Consider the following 22,187-nt stretch of genomic DNA (forward strand, 5'->3'; position numbering starts at 1 on the left):
AAAAAAAGCCCGGCGGCGTGGAGCCTACCGGGCTGATGATACTCAGCGCTGTGAACACCCTTTGCACTGTTTGTTCTGGATCTGCTGGAAGAAGTCGTTGCCTTTGTCATCCACCAGGATAAACGCCGGGAAGTTCTCCACTTCAATCTTCCAGATGGCTTCCATACCCAGTTCAGGATACGCCACGCACTCCAGGCTCTTGATGCTGTTTTGTGCCAGTACCGCCGCCGGGCCACCGATGCTGCCCAGATAGAAGCCGCCGTGTTTATGGCAGGCATCCGTTACCTGCTGGCTGCGGTTGCCTTTTGCCAGCATGATCATGCTTGCACCGTGGGATTGCAGTAAGTCCACATATGAGTCCATACGTCCCGCGGTGGTCGGGCCGAGTGAGCCCGATGCGTAGCCTTCCGGCGTTTTTGCAGGGCCCGCATAGTAGATCGGATGATCTTTAACGTACTGCGGCAGTTCTTCGCCGTTGTCGAGCAACTCTTTCAGCTTCGCGTGGGCGATATCGCGCGCGACGATGATAGTACCGTTCAGCGACAGACGGGTAGAGACCGGGTGCGCGGAGAGCTGCGCCAGGATCTCATTCATCGGCTTGTTGAGGTTGATGCTGACCACGTCGCCTTCGCCCTGCTGACGCAGAGATTCAGGAATATACTGACCCGGGTTGTGTTCCAGTTTTTCAATCCAGATCCCGTCGCGGTTGATTTTTGCTTTGATATTACGGTCTGCAGAGCAGGAAACACCCATGCCGATTGGGCAGGACGCGCCGTGGCGTGGAAGGCGGATCACGCGGATATCGTGGGCGAAGTATTTACCGCCAAACTGTGCGCCGAGCCCCAGGTTCTGCGCTTCCTGGAGCAGTTCCTGTTCGAGCTGAACATCACGGAACGCCTGGCCGTGTTCGTTACCTTCCGTTGGCAGCGCGTCGTAATAGCGGGTGGACGCCAGTTTCACGGTTTTCAGGGTGCTTTCCGCAGAGGTACCGCCAATCACAAATGCGATATGGTAAGGCGGGCAGGCTGCAGTACCCAGAGTACGCATCTTCTCAACCAGATAATTTTTCAGTTTCGCCGGAGTAATCAGCGCTTTGGTTTCCTGGTAGAGATAGGTTTTGTTGGCTGAACCGCCACCTTTTGCCATGCACAGGAATTTGTATTCGTCCCCGTCCACGCTATAGAGATCAATCTGTGCTGGCAGGTTGGTGCCAGTATTCACCTCTTTATACATATCCAGTGCGGCATTCTGGGAATAGCGCAGGTTGTCTTCGATGTAGGTGTTATACACCCCCTGGCTCAGGGCTGCTTCGTCGCCGCCACCGGTCCAGACGCGCTGGCCTTTTTTACCCATGATGATCGCCGTGCCGGTGTCCTGACAGGTTGGCAACACCCCTTTGGCGGCAATTTCGGAGTTGCGCAGGAACTGCAGGGCAACGTATTTGTCGTTCTGGCTGGCTTCCGGATCGTGAAGAATGGAGGCAACCTGCTTCTGATGAGAAGGGCGCAGCATAAACGCAGCATCGTGGAAAGCCTGCTGTGCCAGCAGTGTCAGCGCCTCTGGCTCGACTTTCAGGATCTCTTGACCCTCGAACTCGGCAACGGAGACGTGCTCTTTGGTCAGCAGATAGTATTCGGTGTCGTCATGCGCGAGAGGGAAGGGGTTCTGGTAGATAAACGGTTTGTTTGACATAGCGTATTGCTCCACAAAAATAAAACCGCCGGAGGATGAGCCCGGCGGTCAGGAATCAGAACATCATGGACATCCACGGATAACCAATCAGCAGCAGGGCCGCCAGGAAGATGGCACCGAAGATGGTGCCGAGGCGCCAGTAGTCTTTGGTTGGCAGGTAGCCACTACCGTAGTAAATCGGGCTTGGGCCGGTACCGTAAGGGGTGATGATCCCCATCACGCCCAGCGAGGTCACCATCAGCAGGACGAACACTTCCATATTCATGCCCGGAATGGTGGAGGCGATGGTCAGCATCGCTGGCAGCAGCGCGGTGGTGTGCGCGGTGGTGCTGGCAAACAGGTAGTGCAGCAGGTAGAACGCCAGCAGCAGGACAATGGTCGCCACACCCGGTGAGATACCGCTCATTAACAGACCACCTTCTTTACCCAGCCAGCTGATAAAGCCGGTAGAGGAGAGGCCATCTGCCAGCGCAACCAGGGTGGCGAACCAGACGAAGGTGTTCCACGCGGCTTTGTTGCCGGTGATATCGTTCCACTCCAGCACGCCTGTCCACAGCATCAGACCTACGATCAGAAGGGCAGCCATAGCAGGTTCAATCCATGCGGCAGCGAAGATCCACATCAGCAGCGCACAGCATACGAATACCAGCAGCAGGATTTCGTTGCGGGACAGTTTGCCCAGTTTTTCCAGCTCACGGGTCGCCCACAGCGGTACTTCATTATTCACTTTGACTTCTGGCGGGTAGAACCAGTAGGCCAGTAGCGGCATGGTCAGGATCAACAGGATGCCCAGCGGTAGGAAGGCGAGGAACCAGGTACCCCAGGAGATATCAATCCCAACCGTACTTTTCACCAGCGCCAGCGCCAGCAGGTTCGGCGCAAGTGCGGAGAGGAACATTGAGCTGGTGATACAGGCCGCAGTGATCGCCACCCACATCAGGTACGAACCAATTTTACGCGCGCTTGGGTCGTTTGGTTTTGAACCATACAGCGGCGGCAGGTTAGCGATAATCGGGTAGATGGTCCCGCCGCTACGCGCGGTGTTGGACGGTGTGAACGGTGCCAGCAGCAGGTCTGCGAAGGTAATGGCGTAGCCGAGCGTCAGGCTGCGACGGCCAAGATACTTCACCAGAATCAGCGCCAGACGGCGTCCGAAGCGGGTTTTGTCGTAACCTGCGGCGAACATAAAGGCACCAAAAATCAGCCAGACGGTAGAGTTACCAAAACCGCTCACGGCCCATTTAAAGGAGGCGCCGGCCAGCTTGAATTTTGGGTCAGCCAGCTGTTCTGGGCTGAACAGCACCCACTGGCTACAGAGCGCAATGGCCACGACGCCTGTCAGGCCAATCACCGCGCCCGGCAGCGGTTCGAAGATCAAACCAACAATCACACCGACAAAGATGGCGAAGTAGTGCCATGCGTAAGGCGGCAGCCCTTCTGGTACCGGAACAAACAGCAGCAGTACGGCGACGATGACGGGCAGTGCCATCATCAGCAGACGTTTTGCGTTTCCGTTGGATGCCTGGTTCGCCACAGGGGGCGTTACAGCAGTTTTTGTATTCATAGTTTCACGTCTTAAGTTGTCAAAAATTCGGTCGTACTGAAAAACAAAATGGCTTTCTTAAGTTTCTTTGCTTTTTTTAGTTATTAAAGTGGCGTTTTTGTATTTTCAGTAATAGCGATTTAACGCATTTTTGATTGCGCTAAATTAAAAAATGATGATGTTTTTATATTGCGCTTTTGGATGCCATAACTATTGATCACGATCAAAAAAACAGAATGGCAGCGTTATTTTTATTCTTTTATTAATAACCACTCAGACGTATGTGGGTATTACGTGTTTTATTGGTTTGTTTTATCATTTCCGTAACATTTATGTTTTCTTTGTTTTTTAAGTTGTTGTTTTTAATGAATTTATTTGTTATATGTGAATTGGTTTTACCAATTTTTATTTAACGAATTTTAAATTATTGTGAATGACTGAATTACATTCACTAACACCAATGTGTTATTTGTGTTATTGAGGGGATTAAATAGTTTTTTAACTAACGTAATAGCTTTAGAAGCTAAAAAAATCATTATATTAATATCATGACATCGGCAAAGAACGACGAAATAAAAAATCAATCCGATAACGAATTCTTAATTTTTAAAAGTTTGGAGTTTTCTATTATGAGCACTAACGAACGCATTCTGAGTTCCTTCACATTACCGAATGGTACCGAACTGAAAAACCGTTTGTTAATGGCCCCAATGACAACCTGTACCGGCTACTATGACGGTACGGTGACCAGCGAGCTGGTGGAGTACTATCGGGCCCGTTCCGGCAGCATTGGCACCATTATTGTTGAGTGTTGCTTTGTCGACGATCTCGGTCTTGCCTTCCCGGGTGCGATCGGTATTGATAATGACGAGAAAATCGCCGGGCTGGCGAAAATCGCTGAGGCAATTAAATCTAAGGGTTCTAAAGCCCTGCTGCAGATTTACCACGGCGGCCGTATGGTTGACCCGAAACTGATCGGTGGCCGTACGCCGGTAGGGCCAAGCGCAGTTGCCGCTCCACGTGACGGTGCCGCGACGCCGGTTGCGCTGACCACTGCCGAAGTCGAAGGCATGATCGGTAAGTTTGGTGAAGCCGTGCGCCGCGCGATTCAGGCTGGTTTTGACGGTGTCGAGATCCACGGGGCCAATACCTATCTGATCCAGCAGTTCTACTCCCCGAACTCAAACCAGCGCACGGACGAATGGGGCGGCAGCCGTGATAACCGCGCGAAATTCCCGCTGGCGGTGCTGGAAATTACTCACAAAATGGTGCGCCAGTACGCGGATGACGCGTTTATTATTGGCTATCGCTTCTCCCCTGAAGAGCTGGAAGTACCGGGCATCCGTTTTGAAGACACCATGTACCTGCTGGAGAAACTGGCTGCGCGCGGTGTGGATTATCTGCACTTCTCCGTGGGTGCCACTCTGCGTCCTTCTATTGTTGATACCCAGGACCCGACTCCGCTTATCGAAAAATACTGCACTCTGCGCTCTGAGACCCTGGCGCAAATTCCAGTCATGGGGGTGGGCGGCGTGGTGAATGCCGCGGACGTCAATGAAGCGCTGGACCACGGTTACGACCTGATTGCCGTTGGCCGCGCCACCATCGCTTACCCGGACTGGACTGACCGCATCGCGGCCGGTGAAAACCTTGAGCTGTTTATGGACAGCACCAAACGTGAAGAGCTGAACATCCCTGAACCGCTGTGGCGCTTCTCGCTGGTGGAAGCGATGATCCGCGATATGAGCATGGGTGAATCGAAATTCAAACCGGGCACCTTTGTTGAGAAAGTACAGGACGATGCTAACGAGCTGGTGATTAACGTCAGCCTGGAGACCGACCGCATTGCGGATATCGAACTCGCATCGGGTCCGAGCGAAGACGTTGAGTTTGTCACCAGCTTTGAAGAGATCCGTACCCGCATTCTGGATGCCAACACCCCGCACGTGGATGCCATCACTGGCGCAACCAGCCAGAGTGAAGCGGTGAAAAAAGCGGTCTCGAAAGCAATGCTGAAATCCAGCAAAGCGCTGGCAGCAGAAGAGGGCGCCGACCCGAATGAAACCCGCAGCGTGGACGTGGTGGTGGTCGGTAGTGGTGGTGCCGGTCTGGCCGCAGCCATCCAGGCCCACGACGAAGGCGCAAGCGTGCTGATTGTTGAGAAGATGCCAACCATCGGCGGTAATACTATCAAAGCGTCTGCCGGGATGAACGCCGCAGAGACGCGCTTCCAGCGGGTGAAAGGGATTCAGGACAGCAAAGAGCTGTTCTATCAGGAAAGCCTGAAAGGCGGCGGTAACAAGAACAACCCGGAACTGCTGCGTCGCTTTGTTGAGAACGCGCCGCAAGCGATTGAGTGGCTGGCAACACGCGGCATTATGCTGAACGACATCACCACCACCGGTGGGATGAGTATCGACCGTACTCACCGTCCAAAAGACGGCTCTGCGGTGGGTGGCTACCTGATTAGCGGTCTGGTGCGTAACGTCAACAAACGCAACATCGAGGTGATGCTGGATACTTCCGTCAGCGACATTCTCTTCGAAAACGGCGAAGTCACTGGCGTGTGCCTGACTACCGAAGAGAATGAAACTATTACCGTAGCAACCAAAAGTGTCATTGTTGCCACCGGTGGTTTCAGTGCCAACAGCCAGATGGTGGTGAAATACCGTCCGGACCTGGAAGGTTTCGTTACCACCAACCACAAAGGGGCGACCGGTGGCGGTATCGCGCTGCTGGAACGTATTGGTGCAGGCACCGTTGATATGGGTGAAATCCAGATCCACCCAACCGTTGAGCAGAAAACATCGTATCTGATTTCCGAATCTATCCGCGGCGGCGGGGCGATTCTGGTGAACCAGCAGGGGAATCGCTTCTTCAATGAGATGTCGACCCGCGATAAAGTCTCGGCGTCAATCATCGCGCTGCCGGAGAAATACGCTTACATCGTCTTTGATGAGCACGTTCGTGCCAAAAACAAAGCCGCAGATGAGTATATCGCCAAAGGATTTGTGACCAGCGCCAGCTCACCAAAAGCACTGGCTGAGGCCCTGGGGATGGATTACCACCAGTTCCTGGCAACCCTTGAGCGCTACAACGGCTTTGTTGAAAAACAGCACGACGATGATTTCGGCCGTACCACTGCGTTGCGTGCGCCAATAAACGAAGGGCCGTTCTACGCCATTCAGATTGCACCAGGCGTGCACCACACCATGGGCGGGGTGACCATCAACACCGAGACCTGCGTACTAGACAGCAACCACAACGTACTGCCTGGGGCGTTTGCTGCCGGTGAAGTGGTCGGCGGGATCCACGGTGGTAACCGTATCGGTGGTAACGCAGTGGCAGATATCATTATTTTTGGTACGCTTGCAGGACATCAGGCGGCTATGCGTTCGAAAAAGCAGTAAGACCCCTGTGTTGTAGGCCGGATACGCGCAGCGTTATCCGGCATTTTCCCCGGCGGCGCGGTGCCTGCCGGGGCTACATCTGAGGACTCATGCTATGCCTGATAGCCATCGCGTTTACAGCTACTCCGCCGTCCTGATGGGCTCACCCATCCTCCTGAAACTCTTCTCCCATGACGAAGCCCTCGCATCCCGTGTGTTTCGCCTGATCAAACAGTATGAAGATCTGCTCACCGTCAACCGCGCGCACTCGCAGGTCATGGATATCAACCATGCAGCAGGCCAGCATCCGGTCACCGTCAGCCGACCCGTATTTGAACTGATCCGCTGTGCAAAAGCGGCAAGCCTCCTCAAGGACAGCGCCTTTAACCTGGCCATTGGCCCGCTGGTGAAGCGCTGGAAAATTGGTTTTCAGGGAGACAGCGTTCCGCCTGCCGATGAAATCGCGTCACTGCTGGCGATTACCCGTCCTGAGGATGTCATCCTTGATGAGGCCCGCAGCAGCGTTTTTCTGACCAGCACGGGTATGGAAATCGATCTGGGGGCTATCGCCAAAGGATATATCGCCGACAGAGTACGGGATTATCTGCACAAAGAGGGGGCCGATCTGGGGCTGATTAACCTCGGCGGCAATATCCAGACATTATGCTCGCCGGAAGGGGGCTGGAGCGTGGGGCTCAAAAAACCGTTCGCCGGGGATGCGTTGATCGGCACGATGACGGTCGAGAACATGTCAGTCGTGACGTCCGGAACATACGAACGCTACTTTGAACAAAACGGCAAACGCTACCACCACATTCTCGATCCGCGCACCGGGTATCCCCTGGATAACGAACTGGATAGCGTGACCATCATTTCTAAAAACTCCATTGATGGAGATATCTGGACCACGTTGATGTACGGCATGGGGGTAGAGAAAGGATGTGCCACGCTGCGAGCGCGCCCCGATATTGAAGCTATCTTTGTGACCAAAACAAAAAAAGTGGTGCTCTCTTCAGCGCACCACTTCCGGTTTACGTTGCTGGATAACAGCTACCGCGTTACTGACAATACTGCTTGAGCAGGCCTGTTTGCTCCGGCTGGAGGCGGTAGCGATACACCGGACGCCCGGTGGCACCGTAGTGAATGCTGGTAAACAGAATGTTGATTTGCGCCAGCCAGATCAGATACTTGCGGCATGACACGCGGGAGATATTGACCGCGCCTGCCAGGTCATCAGTGGAGAATTCTGTCTCCGGATGGGCATCAATCCACTGACAAATCGTGCGCAGCGTCTGCGGCGTTAACCCTTTCGGCAGCTTTTTGCTGTCCGCCAGCTCTGGCGCTCCGCCGTGAATCAGTCTGTCGACGTCGGCCTGCTCGTAGTACTGGTGCGATCCCATCAGACTGTGCTTCGCCTTCCAGCCGTTTAGTGCCTCTTCAAAGCGTGGAAACTGGAAGGGTTTAATCAGATAATCCATCACGCCGTAATGGATGGAGGTCTGGATCGTGGCGGCGTCAGCAGCGGAGGAGATCATAATGACATCAATAGGGCGGCCTGAAGCGCGAATAACAGGTAACAGATCAAGCCCGTTATCCTGCTGCATATAAACGTCCAGCAGTACCAGATCGACAGGCTGGTTGGGGTTGTTGATAAAGGCCTCGGCCTGGTTGAGCGTAGAGGCGACACCGCAGCAGCTAAAGCCTTCAACACGATTGACGTACAGACGGTTGAGGTCGGCTACCATGGCATCATCATCGACAATTAATACATTTATCACGCGATATTCCTCTCGCTATCCCAGGGGATGTGAACAAAAAATTGGGTAAATACACCAGGCTCAGACTCGACGGAGATCTCTCCGCCCAGGTTCTGGATTTGCTGGCGAGCAAGGAACAACCCAACACCGCGGTTTTCACCTTTGGTTGAGAATCCCTTTGTAAAAATAGCCTCCAGCTGAGTGGGATCAATACCGGGGCCGTCATCACTGACTTCGCAACTGAGCCAGCCATTTTGATAATGCAACAGCAGACTGATTTCGCCTTCCTGCTGTCCTTCCATCGCGTCGAGTGCGTTTTCAATAAGGTTACCCAGCGCGGTGATCAGCACCGCAACCTGCTCTTCACTGGCGGTATCCGGTATCTGGCACTCATCGGCCAGCGTCAGGGTGACGCCCGCTTCTTTCGCCCGATTTATTTTACCCAGCAGGAACCCGGCAATTACCGGAGATTTTACCTTGCTCTGTATCTCGCCGATATCTGTCTGGTAATTGTGCGCCGTCTGGATGATGTACTCTTCCAGCTTGTCGTAGCGTTTCATGTGCAGCAGGCCAAGGATCACGTGCAGTTTGTTCATAAACTCATGTGTATGGGTGCGCAGGGCGTCAACGTAACTGACCATGCCATCAATCCGCTGCATCAGCTGGCTGATTTCCGTTTTATCGCGGAAGGTGGTGATCGCGCCGATCACCCGATCCTGGCTTTTGACTGGCACCATGTTGCACAGCAACAGCCGCCCGTTACAGCTGATCTCCTGATCCTGACGGGCAATTCCCGTTTTCGAAACTTCCCGCAGGCTGGCCAGCAGCGGTGCGCTGGCGTTTTCAGTCTGCTTACCTGAAGGCAGGAGTAAAATCTCTCTGGCAGTTTGATTAATCATCGTCACCCGGCCATGAATATCGACAGCCAGTACCCCTTCACGGAGCGACTGCAGCATAGCCTGACGTTGTTCGAACAATGCGGAGATTTCGTAGGGTTCAAGCCCGAACAGGATGCGTTTCAGTACCCGAACCAGACCCCAAATCGCCATGGAACTCATAAAGATACTGAATATGATGGTCCAGACGGCGTTCATCCGTCCGCGGGCGATCTGATCTTCCACTTTTTTGAGAGAGATACCGACCACCACCACACCGATCTGATCGTGCTGGCTGTCGTAAACAGGGGTGAAAACACGGAGCGCTTCGGCGAGCGCACCACGGTTTACGGAGACATTCTCTTTACCTTCCAGCGCGGGCTCGAGGTCGTTACCAATGAAGTGCAGGCCGATCAGCGCTTCGTTCGGGTGCGAGTAACGAATCCCCCGCATGTCAGTCACCACCGTGAGCAGCAGATCGTTGCGTTGGGTAACGGCTTTGGCGATGGGCTGAATGATATCTGCCTGCGGGGGCTGCATCAGGCCTCGCTGGATCTCCGGGCTGTCGGCCAGCGTGCGGGCGATACCCAGAGCAGTATCTTTAACATCATCGCGGGTCGCCCGGGTAATTTGTACTGAATAGAGTGCAAAGACCACCAGCAGCACAGAGGCAATAATCGCGCATACCATCAACGTGACCAGCGTATTCAGTTTCATGGGGCGCTTGCGCGTCAGAAGGAAAGGCTGCAAATCGCTCATCAACACTCCGCGATGATTAAGAAAGGGGGTAATTATCGCCGATGACGCACTTTTCTTAAAGCCATGTAAAGGCGTGGATTTGCTCCTCTTTTCGTGACCCTCCTCGCATGTCATCCATATAAAACACTTTATAGTGTGTGGGTACTCATAATAAGGAGGCTGTTTATGAGCATTATGCTTACCGGTTCGGTCAAGGAAAGACGGCACGCCAGCACGATGAATATTGATAGATTGTCCACGCTGGACATGCTGAAAGTCATTCACCAGGATGATGCACTTATCTCTGCTGCTATTACCCCCTGTTTAACAACTATCGCCCGCGTGGTGGATAACGCCGTCGCGACCCTCAACCACGGTGGTCGTTTAGTCATTGTTGGTGCAGGCCCGTCGGGCCGTGTCGCGCAACAGGTAGCGGATGAATATGCTCCGGGTAAAACTCCTGTCATTGCCGTTACAGCAGGCGAGGGAGAAGGAAGCTATGAGCGTGGCGTTGCCGACCTGCAGGCCATCACCTTTGGCGAACACGATATGATGCTGGCGGTGACCATAAGCGGAAAAACACCGTGGGTTTGGGGCGCGATGCGGCATGCATGGTCGCTGGGTTCTTCGGTTGCTGTCATTACCGGCGACGCGCAAAGTGAAGCGGCGCAACTGGCGAGCATGGTGATTGCCCCGGAACTGGGTGCTGATGTGGTTGCAGGCTATATCAATACCAAAGCGGGGATTGCGCAGAAAATGATCCTCTCGATGATTGCTACCGGATTGGCCGTCCGAACCGGCCGCGCATACAGCAACCTGCGTGTGGATCTTGAGGCAAGCAATACCAAATGGGCTGAGCGCCAAATCGCAATAGTGATGGAAGCAGGCGGATGTACCCGGGCGGAGGCGAAAGCCGCGCTGGAAGGGTGTAACCATAACTGTAAAACAGCGGTGTTGATGGTGCTGACAGGGCTGGATGCCTGGAAAGCCCATGAGCTACTGGCGCAGAATAACGGATTTATTCGCGTGGCGTTGCAGGAAGCGCCGTAATATATTCAGCGCAGTAATAAAAAAAGGCCGCAATTGCGGCCTTTTGTCTTTTTGTATATTAGAACTGATAAGTTAAACCAATACCGACAACGTCATCGGTGGAAATACCGTATGTATCATACAGTGCTTCATCTTCATCCAGCATGTTGATTTTATAATCTACATAAGTAGAGAAGTTTTTATTAAAGTAGTAAGTGCTGGCAACAGAAATGTAATTAACCAGATCCTGGTTAAATCCTTTACCGTCCAGATCTTTCCCTTTTGAATAAACCCATGCCAGTGAAGGACGCAGACCGAAGTCAAACTGGTATTGTGCTACTGCTTCAAAGTTTTGAGTCTTATTAGCGATACCGTCATTACCGATTGGTGTCATATTACGGGTTTCAGCATACATCATCGCCAGATAGACATTATTCGCGTCATATTTAGCACCAACAGTCCAGGCTTCGGCAGTCTCACCGTTGGCCCAGCCATCGCCCTCTTTGTTCTTGCCAGCGGCTACCTGCTCATTTGTACGATCGGAGGAGGCATAAGCAGCGGCCAGGCTGACGCCACTCAAATCACCTGAAAAGTCATAAGATGTGGAAAGGCCAAATCCATCACCGTTCTGGAAGCGCGGGTCTTTATGACCATTACGGGTACCTTCCTGATCTTCGTTGGCATTTTGACCTTCGTTGGTTCCCTGGTATTGCAGGGCAAAATTCAGACCCTCTACCAGACCAAAGAAGTCGCTGTTACGATAAGTGGCCACGCCGTTGGCACGACCTGTCATGAAGTTATCAGTCCAGGTGTATGAATCGCCGCCGAAAACAGGCAGCATATCTGTCCAGGCTTCGACATCGTAAACCACACCGTAGTTACGACCATAATCAAATGAACCATAATCGGCAAATTTCAGGCCAGCAAATGCAAGTTTTGCATAACTGTTTTGTGCGTTTTCAGTATCGCTTGCCTGGCTTTTTAACAGTGCCTGACCATAACCAGTCAATTGGTTGTTGATCTGGGTTTCACCTTTGAATCCCAGTTCAATAATAGTGTCATCACCATCTTCGCCGGCATTGTCAGAGAAGGTATGACGGCCATCCACTTTGCCGTAAAGATCCAGTTTATTGCCGCCTTTATTATAAATCTCCGCCGCATTTGCCGCGCCAGCCATTAATAAAGCGGGTACAAGAAGTGCCAGAACTTTTCTTTTCATTATATATTCCCTTTAAAGATAATTTATATGAATATATGTAATCACACTCCGTAATTACATGGTTGATACTATTCTATGGTTTGTTATTTTGGTTCAAAAATAAATGTAATTAAAGTCGTGTAAATATTGCAAAATATTTCTAAATGTCGCTTTATTTTTCTTGTGAATTATTCGTTTGAATATATAGAGGTTAATTATTATTAAGTATTTCACGCTATTATTATTTCAGTTTTATAATTGCTTGAAATTATATATCTCGCCATTTCAGAGCAAAAATAACACAACCGTTAATCTTGCCTGAGATCAACTTAACGCAAACTGAGCGTAAGAAATCTTCCCACACTGCCGCGTTTAATGACAAAATGTGATGATTGTCACAAAACTAAGTGAGCAGGTGAAAACGATAGCGCAGCTATCGTGGAGTGAAGGGTAAAGATGGAACGAAAAATTGAACGCAGCCTGGGAGGCAAACTGGCTCTATGGGTGTTCTACGCATTTTGCGGTTACTTTGTCTGGGCTATGGCGCGCTACGCGTGGGTGGTAAGTAAAATTCCATCACTGCCTGATACCGTGGCTGACGGTGATTTAGGGTCGACCAGCGGGAAGTGGCTTGGAGCCATTCTGGGATTTATGGTGCTGGGCACCGTCGGTCTGATTCTGGGCGCGATTGCCTGGTATACGCGTCCCCGTCAGGACAACCGGTGATAGCAGCGGGGAAAGTTGCTATTGTTAGCGTTTCAACGACAGGATGTGATCATGGAACTTACGCAGTGGCAGCACCGCTTTGAACGCTGGCTCGACGAAAACCACACTACCGACGACACCGCTCATGATATTTCACACTTTCGTCGTGTCTGGATGACCGCGCAAAAAATTATGGACAATCAGACGGTTGACCCGCTGGTTGTCCTTACCGCATGTTATTTTCATGACATCGTTAGCCTGCCGAAAAACCATCCGGAACGCAGTCAGTCATCCCATCTGGCGGCGCGTAAGACACGTAGTATTCTGCAATGCGATTTCCCTGATTTCCCGTCCGAATGCTATGCCGCAGTGGAACATGCCATCGAGGCTCACAGTTTCAGCGCCGGGCTGACGCCGCAAAGTATTGAGGCCAAAATTGTCCAGGATGCAGACCGTCTGGAAGCACTGGGTGCCATCGGTCTGGCGCGAGTTTTTGCCGTGTCTGGCGCATTGGGGGTAGCACTGTTTGATGCTGACGATCCGTTCGCCGATGCACGAGCGCTTGATGACCGGGCGTTTGCCCTTGACCATTTTCAGACCAAGCTGTTGCGCTTGCCTGATACAATGCAAACGGATGTCGGGCGCGAGCTCGCGCATCACAACGCCGATTTTCTGATCCAGTTTATGGCGAAACTCAGTGCCGAATTACACGGCGACTGCATCGGGCTGGATAGCCAGGTTCAGAGCCGCTTCCGTCGCAGTTTGCGCAAATGAACTGTGGTAATCTGTTTCCAGTCTTTATTGTCCGGTTAAAAGAATGCAGGAAAATCGATCAGTGACTGAGCCCGCACCTGAGCAGGCTGAGAAATCAACGGCAACGGTGCAGGCGTTATTGCACCAGTTGTTAGATATCTATGATGCTAAAACCCTGGCAAATCAGCTGGTGGCACACGGTGAGAGCCACTGGAGCCCGGCAATCCTGAAAAGACTGCTGACCAGCGAGCGGGCAGGGCGTCGCCTGAGCGAAGGCGAGTTTCGTTACCTGCAGAGCCTGCTTCCACGCCCTTCAGCCGCGCACCCGAACTATGCCTTCCGCTTTATCGATCTCTTTGCCGGTATCGGTGGCATCCGACACGGCTTTGAGGCCATCGGCGGCCAGTGCGTGTTTACCAGCGAGTGGAACAAACATGCTGTGCGTACCTACAAAGCGAACTGGTACTGCGATCCGCATGAACATCATTTCAACGCGGATATCCGCGATGTCACCCTGAGCCATAAAAGTGGCGTGAGCGATGCACAAGCCGCAGAGCACATTCGCCAGACGATCCCGGCGCATGATGTGCTGCTGGCGGGTTTCCCGTGCCAGCCTTTCTCACTGGCGGGCGTCTCGAAAAAGAACGCCCTCGGACGCGCTCACGGTTTCGCCTGTGATACGCAGGGAACGCTGTTTTTTGATGTGGCCCGCATTATTGACGCCCGACGTCCGGCGATTTTTGTGCTGGAAAACGTCAAGAATTTAAAGAGCCATGATGGTGGAAAAACCTTCCGCATCATCATGCAAACGCTGGACGAGTTGGGCTATGACGTGGCCGACTCACAGGACATGGGCGCGGATGACCCAAAAATCATTGATGGGAAACATTTTCTGCCCCAGCATCGCGAACGAATCGTGCTGGTAGGTTTCCGCCGCGATCTCAATCTGAAAGGGGATTTCACCCTGCGTGATATTCCTTCTTTATATCCGGCGCGCCGTCCTACCGTGGCTGATCTGCTTGAGCCTGCCGTCGACGCGAAATTTATCCTCACCCCGGTGCTATGGAAATACCTCTACCGCTATGCCAAAAAACATCAGGCGAAGGGCAACGGCTTCGGTTTCGGGATGGTAAACCCAAACGATCCGCACAGCGTTACCCGTACGTTGTCTGCCCGCTACTATAAAGACGGTGCAGAAATTCTGATCGACAGAGGCTGGGACAAGGCGCTTGGCGAGCAGAATTTCGACGACCCGGACAACCAGCGTCATCGTCCACGGCGCTTAACGCCTCGGGAGTGCGCCCGGTTAATGGGGTTTGAGACCCCGCAAGGCTACAGCTTCCGCATTCCGGTTTCGGACACGCAGGCTTACCGCCAGTTTGGTAATTCTGTGGTGGTTCCCGCGTTTGCGGCGGTGGCAAAACTGCTGGCCTCCCGCATCAAACAGGCTGTGGCGCTACGTCAGAGTGAGGCCGTCAATGACGGATGTTCACGATAAAGCAACACGCAGTAAAAACATGCGTGCCATCGGCACGCGTGATACCGCAATTGAAAAACGCCTGGCCGCGCTTCTGACGCAGGCCGGCGTTGATTTCCGCGTGCAGGATCCCGCGCTTGCGGGTCGCCCGGACTTCGTTGTCGACGCGTACCAGTGCATTATCTTTACCCACGGCTGTTTCTGGCATCATCACGACTGCTACTTGTTCAAGGTCCCGGCGACACGCACCGATTTCTGGCTGGAGAAAATTGGTAAGAACGTTGATCGTGACAACCGGGATCTCATCACGCTTATTGCTCAGGGTTGGCGAGTGCTGATCGTCTGGGAGTGTGCCCTGAGAGGCAGATTAAAACTGAACGATGCCGATCTCACGGAACGGCTGGAAGAGTGGATCTGCGGCGGCGGTCAGACCGCGCAGATCGACACTCAGGGGATTCACCCGCTTACGGTTTTTCCACCTCGCAAGGTGTGACAACCGGTTTGGCAGGCAGCAAATATTTGCCCAGCGTGACCAGCACAACAGCAAAAACAATCACCCCGAGTGCCAGCCATTCCACCGACGAGAGTGTTTCACCGCCCAATCCTGTGCCGAGCAGCACGGCCACGACCGGGTTGACATAGGCATAGCTGGTGGCGACGGCCGGAGAAACATTGCGGATCAGGAACATGTAGGCATTAATGGCGATGAGCGATCCAAACAGTGCCAGATAACCGACCGCCAGAAAGCCCGACAGACCCGGCATTGTCGTCAGCTTTTCTCCCGTCAGCGTTGAGGCGAGTAAGAGCACAATCCCCGCAGCGAGCATCTCTATTGCGCCAGCCATCATGCCGGAGGGCAGCTCAATACGGGAGCCATATACGGAACCGAACGCCCAGCTCATAGAGCCGATCAGAATAATCACGGCGCCCCATGGGTTCCCGCTCAGGTTACCGCCGCTGTTGAGCAGAATAATGCCAGCAAGCCCGATGCCAATCCCCAGCCATTCCAGCTTGCGGGTACGAATGCCGAAAAGACGGCTAAAACAGAGGGTAAATAGTGGGACGGTGGCAACAACCACGGCGGCGATCCCTGACGGCACATTCTGGTGCTCGGCAATGGTCACAAAACCATTGCCCACGGCCAACAGCAGCAGACCAATCAATGCAGCATTAAGCAGCGGGCGAAGTGGGGGAAGTTTATGCCCGCGTAGCAGCAGGAATGCCAGCAGAAGCACCCCAGCCGAGAGGAAGCGAATCCCCGCCATCATCAGCGGCGGCCAGCTTTCTACCCCGATGCGAATGACAAAGTAGGTTGAGCCCCAGATGATATACAGTGAAAAAAGTGCCCCAATGAGCGGTAGCAATTGCCGGAAGCGCATAATCCCTCACGACGAAATAAAAAGGTCGCTGATAGTAAACGCGAAAACTATCGTGCTGGCGAGTCCTTTAATTGTGTGGTTGATGTGAATTTTTTGTTGACGAAAGGTGCCTGTTTCCGGGTTCACGCTTTTGCTCCATACTATTCACTTAATTACCAAAAAAAGAAGGATTGCGATTTTGGCAGGAAGTAGCTTATTAACATTGCTGGATGATATTGCCACCTTACTGGATGACATTTCAGTGATGGGGAAACTGGCAGCGAAGAAAACCGCTGGCGTTCTGGGAGATGATTTATCGCTTAACGCCCAGCAGGTGAGTGGGGTAAGGGCTAACCGTGAACTGCCGGTGGTGTGGGGTGTAGCGAAAGGCTCATTCCTCAACAAGGTGATTCTGGTACCACTGGCGCTACTGATCAGCGCGTTTATTCCCTGGGCAATCACGCCGTTACTGATGATTGGTGGGGCATTTTTATGCTTCGAGGGTGTCGAGAAAGTCCTTCATTCGTTCGCGGCACGTAATAAGAGCGATACGCCTGAAATGCGCCAGCAGCGTCTTGAAGCACTGGCCGCGCAGGATCCGAAAACCTTTGAGCGCGATAAAGTGAAAGGGGCTATTCGTACCGACTTTATTCTCTCTGCAGAGATCGTCGCCATTACGCTGGGGATCGTGTCTGAAACATCACTGATGAACCAGGTTCTGATCCTCTCCGGGATCGCTATTCTGGTTACGGTTGGGGTGTACGGCCTGGTAGGAGTGATCGTTAAGCTGGATGATATCGGCTTCTGGCTGGAAGAGAAATCGAGCGTGGTGGCAAAAGGGGTCGGCAAAAGCTTACTGGTGCTGGCGCCGTGGCTGATGAAGAGTTTATCCGTGGTCGGCACGCTGGCGATGTTCCTCGTTGGTGGCGGTATTGTGGTTCATGGTATTGCGCCATTGCATCATGCCATCGAACACTTCTCGTCGGCGCAGGGTGCCATCGTGGCGGCTATCCTGCCTACACTGCTTAACCTTGTGCTGGGCTTTATCATTGGTGCTATCGTGGTGGCAGTCGTGAAGCTGGTCGAAAAAATGCGTGGCACGGCGCACTAATTGTTACTCGTTACAGATGCAAAAAGACTGTTCCTCGTCTAAATTGAAAAAGTTTCACCCTGATACAGGAGGCAGGTATGGTCTTTTTGGTCAGTGATGAAGTTAAGCCTAAGAAGGGCGGCCCACGTATGATTGTCACCGGGTATTCCAGTGGAATGGTGGAATGTCGGTGGCACGATGGCTACAGCATCAAGCGAGAAGCATTTCGTGAAGATGAGCTTCAACCGGGTGACGGGCAGCAAAAACGAGACAAGGCTTAATCACATAACGCCCGGCTTTGTCGGGCGTTTTTATTTCAGGTACCGGGTCCAGGCAGTCATCAGGGAGAGTGTGTGTGCAGCGCGATACATTTGTTGTAAGACGATCTTTTTTTCAATGGCTGCAAAAGCGCAGCAACCCTGGCCTGATTGTTAATTCCTGTTTTCTCGTCGTACTGATCTTCTCCACTCTTCTGACCTGGCGCGAGGTGGTGGTGCTGGAAGAAGCCTATATCTCCAGCCAGCGCAACCATCTGGAAACGGTTGCCAATTCGCTCGACAGACAGCTGCAATTTGGCGTTGATAAGGCGCTATTTTTCCGCAACAGCATGCGGGACGCACTGCATAAACCGCTGGCATTTGATGTTTTGCATGATGCGGTTGTACGTTTTGACACCCTTCGAAAGCAGCCTGCCTGGCAGCTGGCGGTGGATAAAGAACGCACGCTCCCCATCAATGGTGTATCGGACGCCTTTGTTGAAAAAACCACGCTCCTGAACCGTGACGATGAACGTATCCGTAATGAAATTTCTGCTGCACTTGAAGTCGGTTACTTACTACGTCTGGCCTCATCGACGGTACAGAATGAAGAGCGGATTATCTATATCTCCCGCGCCGGGTTTTATCTTTCCACGGATACGCCTGCGCAGAGTGACGACATCATTACGCGTTATTACCACCTGGTGACCCAGCCCTGGTTTACGCAGCAGTCGGAACGCAACAATCGCGCACGGGCGGTGCGCTGGTTTATTTCCACCGCTTCCTCATGGACCGGCAATGAACGCATGATTACGGCCAGCATACCCATCTATTTCGAACATTACTGGTACGGCGTAGTGGCGATGGATTTTTCGTTTAGCACCATGACGCGTTTGCTGGCAGATGCAACGGACGATCATGCCGAAGGGGAATATCAGCTGTACGATTCGCGCCTCAACTTGATTGCCTCTTCGGAATCTCCGGCCAGCCTGATGAACCATTTTGACGAACGCGAAATGGCGCAAATTGCGCATGCCATTGAAAGTGATACGGAAGGTGGTATCCGTCTCGGTAGCCGTTTTATCAGTTGGGAACGGCTCGATCACTTTGATGGTGTCGTTCTGCGGGTGCATACCCTCCATGAAGGCGTTCAGGGCGATTTCGGTAGCATCAGCATAGTGCTGGCTCTGTTGTGGGCGCTGTTCACGGCCATGCTGCTTATCTCCTGGCTGGTGATCCGTCGAATGGTGAGCAATATGTATACCCTGCAAAACTCACTGCAGTGGCAGGCCTGGCATGATCCGCTCACTCGTCTGAATAACCGTGGTGCGCTCTTCGAACGGGCCAGAATACTGGCGCAACAATGCCAGCAGCAGTCGCTACCGTTTTCCGTGATTCAGATAGATCTGGACCACTTTAAAAGCATCAATGACCGCTTTGGTCATCAGGCGGGTGATAAGGTGTTGTCTCACGCTGCCGGGATTATTGCCAGCGGGCTACGTGAAAACGATGTTGCCGGACGCGTCGGTGGGGAAGAGTTTTGCGTGGTATTACCTGGGGTGGCACTTCCGGAGGCCTCGATGATAGCAGAGCGCATCCGCGCAAGAATTGACAGCAAAGAGATTCTGGTGAAAAAAAGCACCACAGTACATATCAGTGCGTCATTTGGTGTGAGTTGTGCCCATGAAAAAGGGAACTACAACTTTGAACAGCTGCAGTCGATTGCCGATTCCCGGCTGTATCTGGCAAAACAGGGGGGACGTAATCAGGTTATCTGGCGCGATGACGACAAGAAGTGATCCAGCCCCTCACACCAGCCCGCTGGTCCGGGCTGCTGCGTGTAATAGACCCGCGCAGGAGACGTGTCTTGCAGCACGATACCCTGTCGGTTTATCCCTTTGATGACGACAGCGAAGTCCATGCTGTCCAACAGGGGGGCATCATTGGGGCCATCACCGAGTCCCAGGGTGACAGGAGTGATATCTTCCTGCTCACGGTACTGCTCAATAAGCCAGTTAACCGCAACGTCCTTACCACAGCGGGCGTCCAGAATATGCCAGAAGCGGGCGCCTTGCAGGCATTTCAGACCATTTCGCGCCAGTACCTCTTCAAACTCAACCATTTTCTCATCGGTGTCGCGCCAGATAAGCGTGACGGAGGCTTCATGCTTACGTGCAAGGGCTGAGCGATAGCGCGTCAGCCCGGTCCACTCGCTGATAACCCGTTCATCGACGTCGTCAAAGGTGGTGAATTTAACGCGCAACTGCAGGCGGATTTGTTCAATCAGCCGGTGGATATCCTGGTGCGACATCCCTCTGATGTGGCGCTGACCCATTTCCCAGCGGACATCGGGCTGAATCACTGCGCCGTTTTCGGCAATAAGAGGTAAACCTTCCAGCCCCAGCTCCTGCTGAATCGCAAGCATCTCTGCCACCGTCTTACTGCTGCAAAGAATGACCGGTACCTGGTTATCCAGCAGCCTGTCGAGCCAGGGTATCGCTGGTTGCCAGTCATAGGTATGAATATCCAGCAACGAGCCATCCAGATCAGAAAAAATCAGCAGTGTATCCCGCAGTGAAGGCATAGTGACTCCAGATAACGGATGCGTCAGCGACTAAGAATATTCCTAAAAGATAACAGGGAGGGAAACCCGGGAGAAGGGAACTATCCCAGGCAAACCCGCATTCGGCGTATGTTGTCGCTCATAACAAAAATCAATATGTTAAAAATGTTATATTCATTCCGAGAATATATGCTTGTCAGGCAAAATTGTTGGGGATAGTGTGGCATGTACATCAGGTTTCCTGGTGTAACGAATTTCAAGTGCTTCTTGCATAAGCAAGTTTTGATCCCGGCCATCCCCATGACCGGGATTTTTTTCGTGCTACCGATTTGCTTCAGACACGCTAAAGTCATGAATATCAAGCTCGAAAGCCTCAGCCAGTTCACGATAGGTGTGATAATCCCTTCCGTTTACAATGACGCGGTCAGAATTATCGTCCATGCGACGGACTTCTGATTCACTGATCTCATTGATCGCGGCCAGCAGGGCATCGACATCCACCTCGACGTCGCGTTTGATGGTGTCGCTGTACGCTTTGTCGGTCTTCATTACGGGACTCCTCTTTCAACCTACAAACGTGTCCAGGGTTAAGTATAGCCTGTGTATAAAAACGCCATTCGCGCCGGACGGCGATGTGCGTTTTTACGTTTTGTTCTACACTGGCTCAAAACCAGAGGAGGAATGTATGAAGGTCAATGATCGGGTAACCGTTAAAACGGACGGTGGGCCGCGCCGCCCGGGTGTGGTACTGGCAATTGAAGAGTTTAGTGAAGGCACAATGTACCTGGTATCACTGGAAGACTACCCGCTCGGCATCTGGTTTTTTAACGAACTGGGGCATCCTGACGGCATTTTTGTTGAGAAAGCAGAGTAGCACGGCGTCGGGTAGCACATCGCGTGCCCGACAACCTCTATAGAAGCAAAAATCTCTGGCCAGGCCAGAGATCAAAGGTAGGGTGCACAGGGTCTTAAGCGACTAACGCATGTTGACGAAAATCCCGTTCGTCACATTATCGGTCAGGCGTACTACGTGGTAGATCACTTGCTTATTATGCGTTTTAATTTTCCTTTTAATATTTCCTTTGTGTGACGAAACGGTTTTAGCTTTAATATTCATCTGGTCTGAGATCTGAATAGTTCCTTGGCCCGCCATCCACATTCTCAGCATACTTGATTCAGTCCTGCTTAATGATAGGGTGGGTAAGTTAACCGCTCCTACATTTTTAACTTCTTTATTCAAATAATCACCCAGAATGTCATCCAGCGACTCTGGTTTAATCGACTTAGAACTGATTAATAAGTTTTTACGGACCAATAAATACTCATCGAAATGGATATTCGCGATCGCCATAAAAACAATAAACAGGGTTTTTGGATGCTGATTAATGATTTGCTTAATGTGCTGACTGTTGGCTGGATCGTGAATGAAACAGTCCTCATTAATAAACACCACGCCTGGTTTTAGTTCGTCACAAGCGGCTGCGAGTTCGTCAACGGTGTGTGCATCGTTGATGTCTCTCTTTCTTACCCCTCTGCTTGCCAGGTACCCGGTTAACCCTAGCCGGGTGTAGCTGCATAAATCCATAATGATCGTTGACATGGCATACCCTCACTCAATGCGTAACGATAATTCACCATCTGCCTGAGAGCTCAAAACAGCCATACGGGATGGAAAAAAATAATAAACCTGTGAGCATGACAAAGACTTTCAGGCGGACTCACTATCCCGTAAAGTTACGTATAATTTGCCAGGAATCTTCTTA

Annotated in this window: 20 protein-coding genes; 11 read left to right on the plus strand and 9 right to left on the minus strand. The window is 52.2% G+C overall.

Annotated features, from left to right (window positions below; translation table 11 throughout):
- Positions 1-42: 42 nt before the first annotated feature.
- Both fumA and WB237_RS02815 read right to left on the minus strand, forming a co-directional pair.
- On the minus strand, positions 43-1,692 hold the full coding sequence (gene fumA / locus WB237_RS02810) for a class I fumarate hydratase FumA (RefSeq protein ID WP_336210093.1): 1,650 nt from the start codon (positions 1,690-1,692) through the stop codon (positions 43-45).
- Positions 1,693-1,747: 55 nt separating this feature from the next.
- On the minus strand, positions 1,748-3,256 hold the full coding sequence (locus WB237_RS02815) for an anion permease (protein ID WP_023325580.1): 1,509 nt from the start codon (positions 3,254-3,256) through the stop codon (positions 1,748-1,750).
- 608 nt (positions 3,257-3,864) lie between these two features.
- On the opposite strand from WB237_RS02815, the gene WB237_RS02820 reads away from it, so the two are divergent.
- Together WB237_RS02820 and WB237_RS02825 are read left to right on the plus strand one after the other, a co-directional pair.
- Positions 3,865-6,645, plus strand: a complete 2,781-nt coding sequence (locus WB237_RS02820) for a flavocytochrome c (RefSeq protein ID WP_336210095.1) — start codon at positions 3,865-3,867, stop codon at positions 6,643-6,645.
- A 94-nt stretch (positions 6,646-6,739) separates the two neighbouring features.
- Positions 6,740-7,702: an FAD:protein FMN transferase gene (locus WB237_RS02825; RefSeq protein ID WP_336210098.1), complete on the plus strand. Its 963-nt coding sequence runs from the start codon at positions 6,740-6,742 to the stop codon at positions 7,700-7,702.
- Here the strand turns inward: WB237_RS02825 and dcuR are convergent.
- Positions 7,683-8,402, minus strand: coding sequence for a two-component system response regulator DcuR (gene dcuR, locus WB237_RS02830; protein WP_028019609.1), 720 nt, complete (start codon positions 8,400-8,402; stop codon positions 7,683-7,685). The two genes, WB237_RS02825 and dcuR, sit on opposite strands and share 20 nt — an antisense overlap.
- Positions 8,399-10,015 carry a sensor histidine kinase gene (locus tag WB237_RS02835; RefSeq protein ID WP_336210102.1) on the minus strand — a complete coding sequence of 539 codons (1,617 nt, stop codon included), beginning with the start codon at positions 10,013-10,015 and terminating at the stop codon, positions 8,399-8,401. Before WB237_RS02835 ends, dcuR begins: the two co-directional genes overlap by 4 nt.
- A 165-nt stretch (positions 10,016-10,180) precedes the next feature.
- Between WB237_RS02835 and WB237_RS02840 the strand changes: the two genes are divergently transcribed.
- A complete protein-coding gene (locus tag WB237_RS02840; RefSeq protein ID WP_336210104.1) occupies positions 10,181-11,044 on the plus strand; it encodes an N-acetylmuramic acid 6-phosphate etherase in 864 nt (287 codons plus the stop codon).
- Positions 11,045-11,102: 58 nt separating this feature from the next.
- On the opposite strand, the gene ompC is transcribed toward WB237_RS02840, so the two are convergent.
- Positions 11,103-12,242 carry a porin OmpC gene (ompC, locus tag WB237_RS02845; protein WP_336210107.1) on the minus strand — a complete coding sequence of 380 codons (1,140 nt, stop codon included), beginning with the start codon at positions 12,240-12,242 and terminating at the stop codon, positions 11,103-11,105.
- Between the two features lie 435 nt (positions 12,243-12,677).
- Between ompC and drpB the strand changes: the two genes are divergently transcribed.
- The 4 genes from drpB (at position 12,678) to WB237_RS02865 (ending at position 15,649) form a co-directional block, all read left to right on the plus strand.
- On the plus strand, positions 12,678-12,947 hold the full coding sequence (gene drpB, locus WB237_RS02850; RefSeq protein ID WP_028019605.1) for a cell division protein DrpB: 270 nt from the start codon (positions 12,678-12,680) through the stop codon (positions 12,945-12,947).
- Between the two features lie 51 nt (positions 12,948-12,998).
- Entirely contained in the window at positions 12,999-13,700 is a 702-nt protein-coding gene (locus tag WB237_RS02855; RefSeq protein WP_336210111.1) for a phosphohydrolase, read from the plus strand.
- Positions 13,701-13,761: 61 nt separating this feature from the next.
- Entirely contained in the window at positions 13,762-15,177 is a 1,416-nt protein-coding gene (locus WB237_RS02860; RefSeq protein WP_336210112.1) for a DNA cytosine methyltransferase, read from the plus strand.
- Positions 15,158-15,649 carry a very short patch repair endonuclease gene (locus WB237_RS02865; RefSeq protein ID WP_336210115.1) on the plus strand — a complete coding sequence of 164 codons (492 nt, stop codon included), beginning with the start codon at positions 15,158-15,160 and terminating at the stop codon, positions 15,647-15,649. Before WB237_RS02860 ends, WB237_RS02865 begins: the two co-directional genes overlap by 20 nt.
- On the opposite strand, the gene yedA is transcribed toward WB237_RS02865, so the two are convergent.
- Positions 15,621-16,535, minus strand: coding sequence for a drug/metabolite exporter YedA (gene yedA / locus WB237_RS02870; RefSeq protein ID WP_028019601.1), 915 nt, complete (start codon positions 16,533-16,535; stop codon positions 15,621-15,623). The two genes, WB237_RS02865 and yedA, sit on opposite strands and share 29 nt — an antisense overlap.
- 178 nt (positions 16,536-16,713) lie before the next feature.
- On the opposite strand from yedA, the gene WB237_RS02875 reads away from it, so the two are divergent.
- The 3 genes from WB237_RS02875 to dgcQ all read left to right on the plus strand — a co-directional run bounded on the left by WB237_RS02875 (position 16,714) and on the right by dgcQ (position 19,660).
- Positions 16,714-17,625, plus strand: coding sequence for a DUF808 domain-containing protein (locus WB237_RS02875; RefSeq protein WP_114979719.1), 912 nt, complete (start codon positions 16,714-16,716; stop codon positions 17,623-17,625).
- Between the two features lie 77 nt (positions 17,626-17,702).
- Entirely contained in the window at positions 17,703-17,885 is a 183-nt protein-coding gene (locus WB237_RS02880) for a YodC family protein (protein ID WP_028019599.1), read from the plus strand.
- A 74-nt stretch (positions 17,886-17,959) separates the two neighbouring features.
- Complete coding sequence (dgcQ, locus tag WB237_RS02885; protein ID WP_336210123.1) at positions 17,960-19,660, plus strand: cellulose biosynthesis regulator diguanylate cyclase DgcQ; 1,701 nt, start codon at positions 17,960-17,962, stop codon at positions 19,658-19,660.
- Here dgcQ and WB237_RS02890 read toward each other — a convergent pair.
- Positions 19,627-20,445, minus strand: a complete 819-nt coding sequence (locus WB237_RS02890) for a mannosyl-3-phosphoglycerate phosphatase-related protein (RefSeq protein WP_336210126.1) — start codon at positions 20,443-20,445, stop codon at positions 19,627-19,629. The genes dgcQ and WB237_RS02890 overlap by 34 nt on opposite strands.
- Positions 20,446-20,745: 300 nt before the next feature.
- Positions 20,746-20,973, minus strand: a complete 228-nt coding sequence (gene yodD, locus WB237_RS02895) for a YodD family peroxide/acid resistance protein (RefSeq protein WP_028019596.1) — start codon at positions 20,971-20,973, stop codon at positions 20,746-20,748.
- A gap of 136 nt (positions 20,974-21,109) precedes the next feature.
- Between yodD and dsrB the strand changes: the two genes are divergently transcribed.
- Complete coding sequence (gene dsrB / locus WB237_RS02900) at positions 21,110-21,298, plus strand: protein DsrB (protein ID WP_013097741.1); 189 nt, start codon at positions 21,110-21,112, stop codon at positions 21,296-21,298.
- A 102-nt stretch (positions 21,299-21,400) separates the two neighbouring features.
- Here dsrB and rcsA read toward each other — a convergent pair whose 3' ends face one another.
- Positions 21,401-22,024: a transcriptional regulator RcsA gene (gene rcsA, locus WB237_RS02905; protein WP_008500313.1), complete on the minus strand. Its 624-nt coding sequence runs from the start codon at positions 22,022-22,024 to the stop codon at positions 21,401-21,403.
- Between the last annotated feature and the right edge of the window lie 163 nt (positions 22,025-22,187).

This window comes from Enterobacter sp. P82 (genome assembly GCF_037053385.1).
Lineage (GTDB): Bacteria > Pseudomonadota > Gammaproteobacteria > Enterobacterales > Enterobacteriaceae > Enterobacter.

Excerpts from the sequence above, each read along its gene's own strand:
- WB237_RS02890 (WP_336210126.1), bottom strand. The coding sequence starts at position 20,445 with ATGCCTTCACTGCGGGATACACTGCTGATTTTTTCTGATCTGGATGGC.
- WB237_RS02825 (WP_336210098.1), top strand. The coding sequence starts at position 6,740 with ATGCCTGATAGCCATCGCGTTTACAGCTACTCCGCCGTCCTGATGGGC.
- WB237_RS02820 (WP_336210095.1), top strand. The coding sequence starts at position 3,865 with ATGAGCACTAACGAACGCATTCTGAGTTCCTTCACATTACCGAATGGT.
- WB237_RS02835 (WP_336210102.1), bottom strand. The coding sequence starts at position 10,015 with ATGAGCGATTTGCAGCCTTTCCTTCTGACGCGCAAGCGCCCCATGAAA.
- dsrB (WP_013097741.1), top strand. The coding sequence starts at position 21,110 with ATGAAGGTCAATGATCGGGTAACCGTTAAAACGGACGGTGGGCCGCGC.
- WB237_RS02880 (WP_028019599.1), top strand. The coding sequence starts at position 17,703 with ATGGTCTTTTTGGTCAGTGATGAAGTTAAGCCTAAGAAGGGCGGCCCA.
- yodD (WP_028019596.1), bottom strand. The coding sequence starts at position 20,973 with ATGAAGACCGACAAAGCGTACAGCGACACCATCAAACGCGACGTCGAG.
- WB237_RS02840 (WP_336210104.1), top strand. The coding sequence starts at position 10,181 with ATGAGCATTATGCTTACCGGTTCGGTCAAGGAAAGACGGCACGCCAGC.
- yedA (WP_028019601.1), bottom strand. The coding sequence starts at position 16,535 with ATGCGCTTCCGGCAATTGCTACCGCTCATTGGGGCACTTTTTTCACTG.
- WB237_RS02815 (WP_023325580.1), bottom strand. The coding sequence starts at position 3,256 with ATGAATACAAAAACTGCTGTAACGCCCCCTGTGGCGAACCAGGCATCC.
- WB237_RS02855 (WP_336210111.1), top strand. The coding sequence starts at position 12,999 with ATGGAACTTACGCAGTGGCAGCACCGCTTTGAACGCTGGCTCGACGAA.
- drpB (WP_028019605.1), top strand. The coding sequence starts at position 12,678 with ATGGAACGAAAAATTGAACGCAGCCTGGGAGGCAAACTGGCTCTATGG.
- WB237_RS02865 (WP_336210115.1), top strand. The coding sequence starts at position 15,158 with ATGACGGATGTTCACGATAAAGCAACACGCAGTAAAAACATGCGTGCC.
- ompC (WP_336210107.1), bottom strand. The coding sequence starts at position 12,242 with ATGAAAAGAAAAGTTCTGGCACTTCTTGTACCCGCTTTATTAATGGCT.
- rcsA (WP_008500313.1), bottom strand. The coding sequence starts at position 22,024 with ATGTCAACGATCATTATGGATTTATGCAGCTACACCCGGCTAGGGTTA.
- fumA (WP_336210093.1), bottom strand. The coding sequence starts at position 1,692 with ATGTCAAACAAACCGTTTATCTACCAGAACCCCTTCCCTCTCGCGCAT.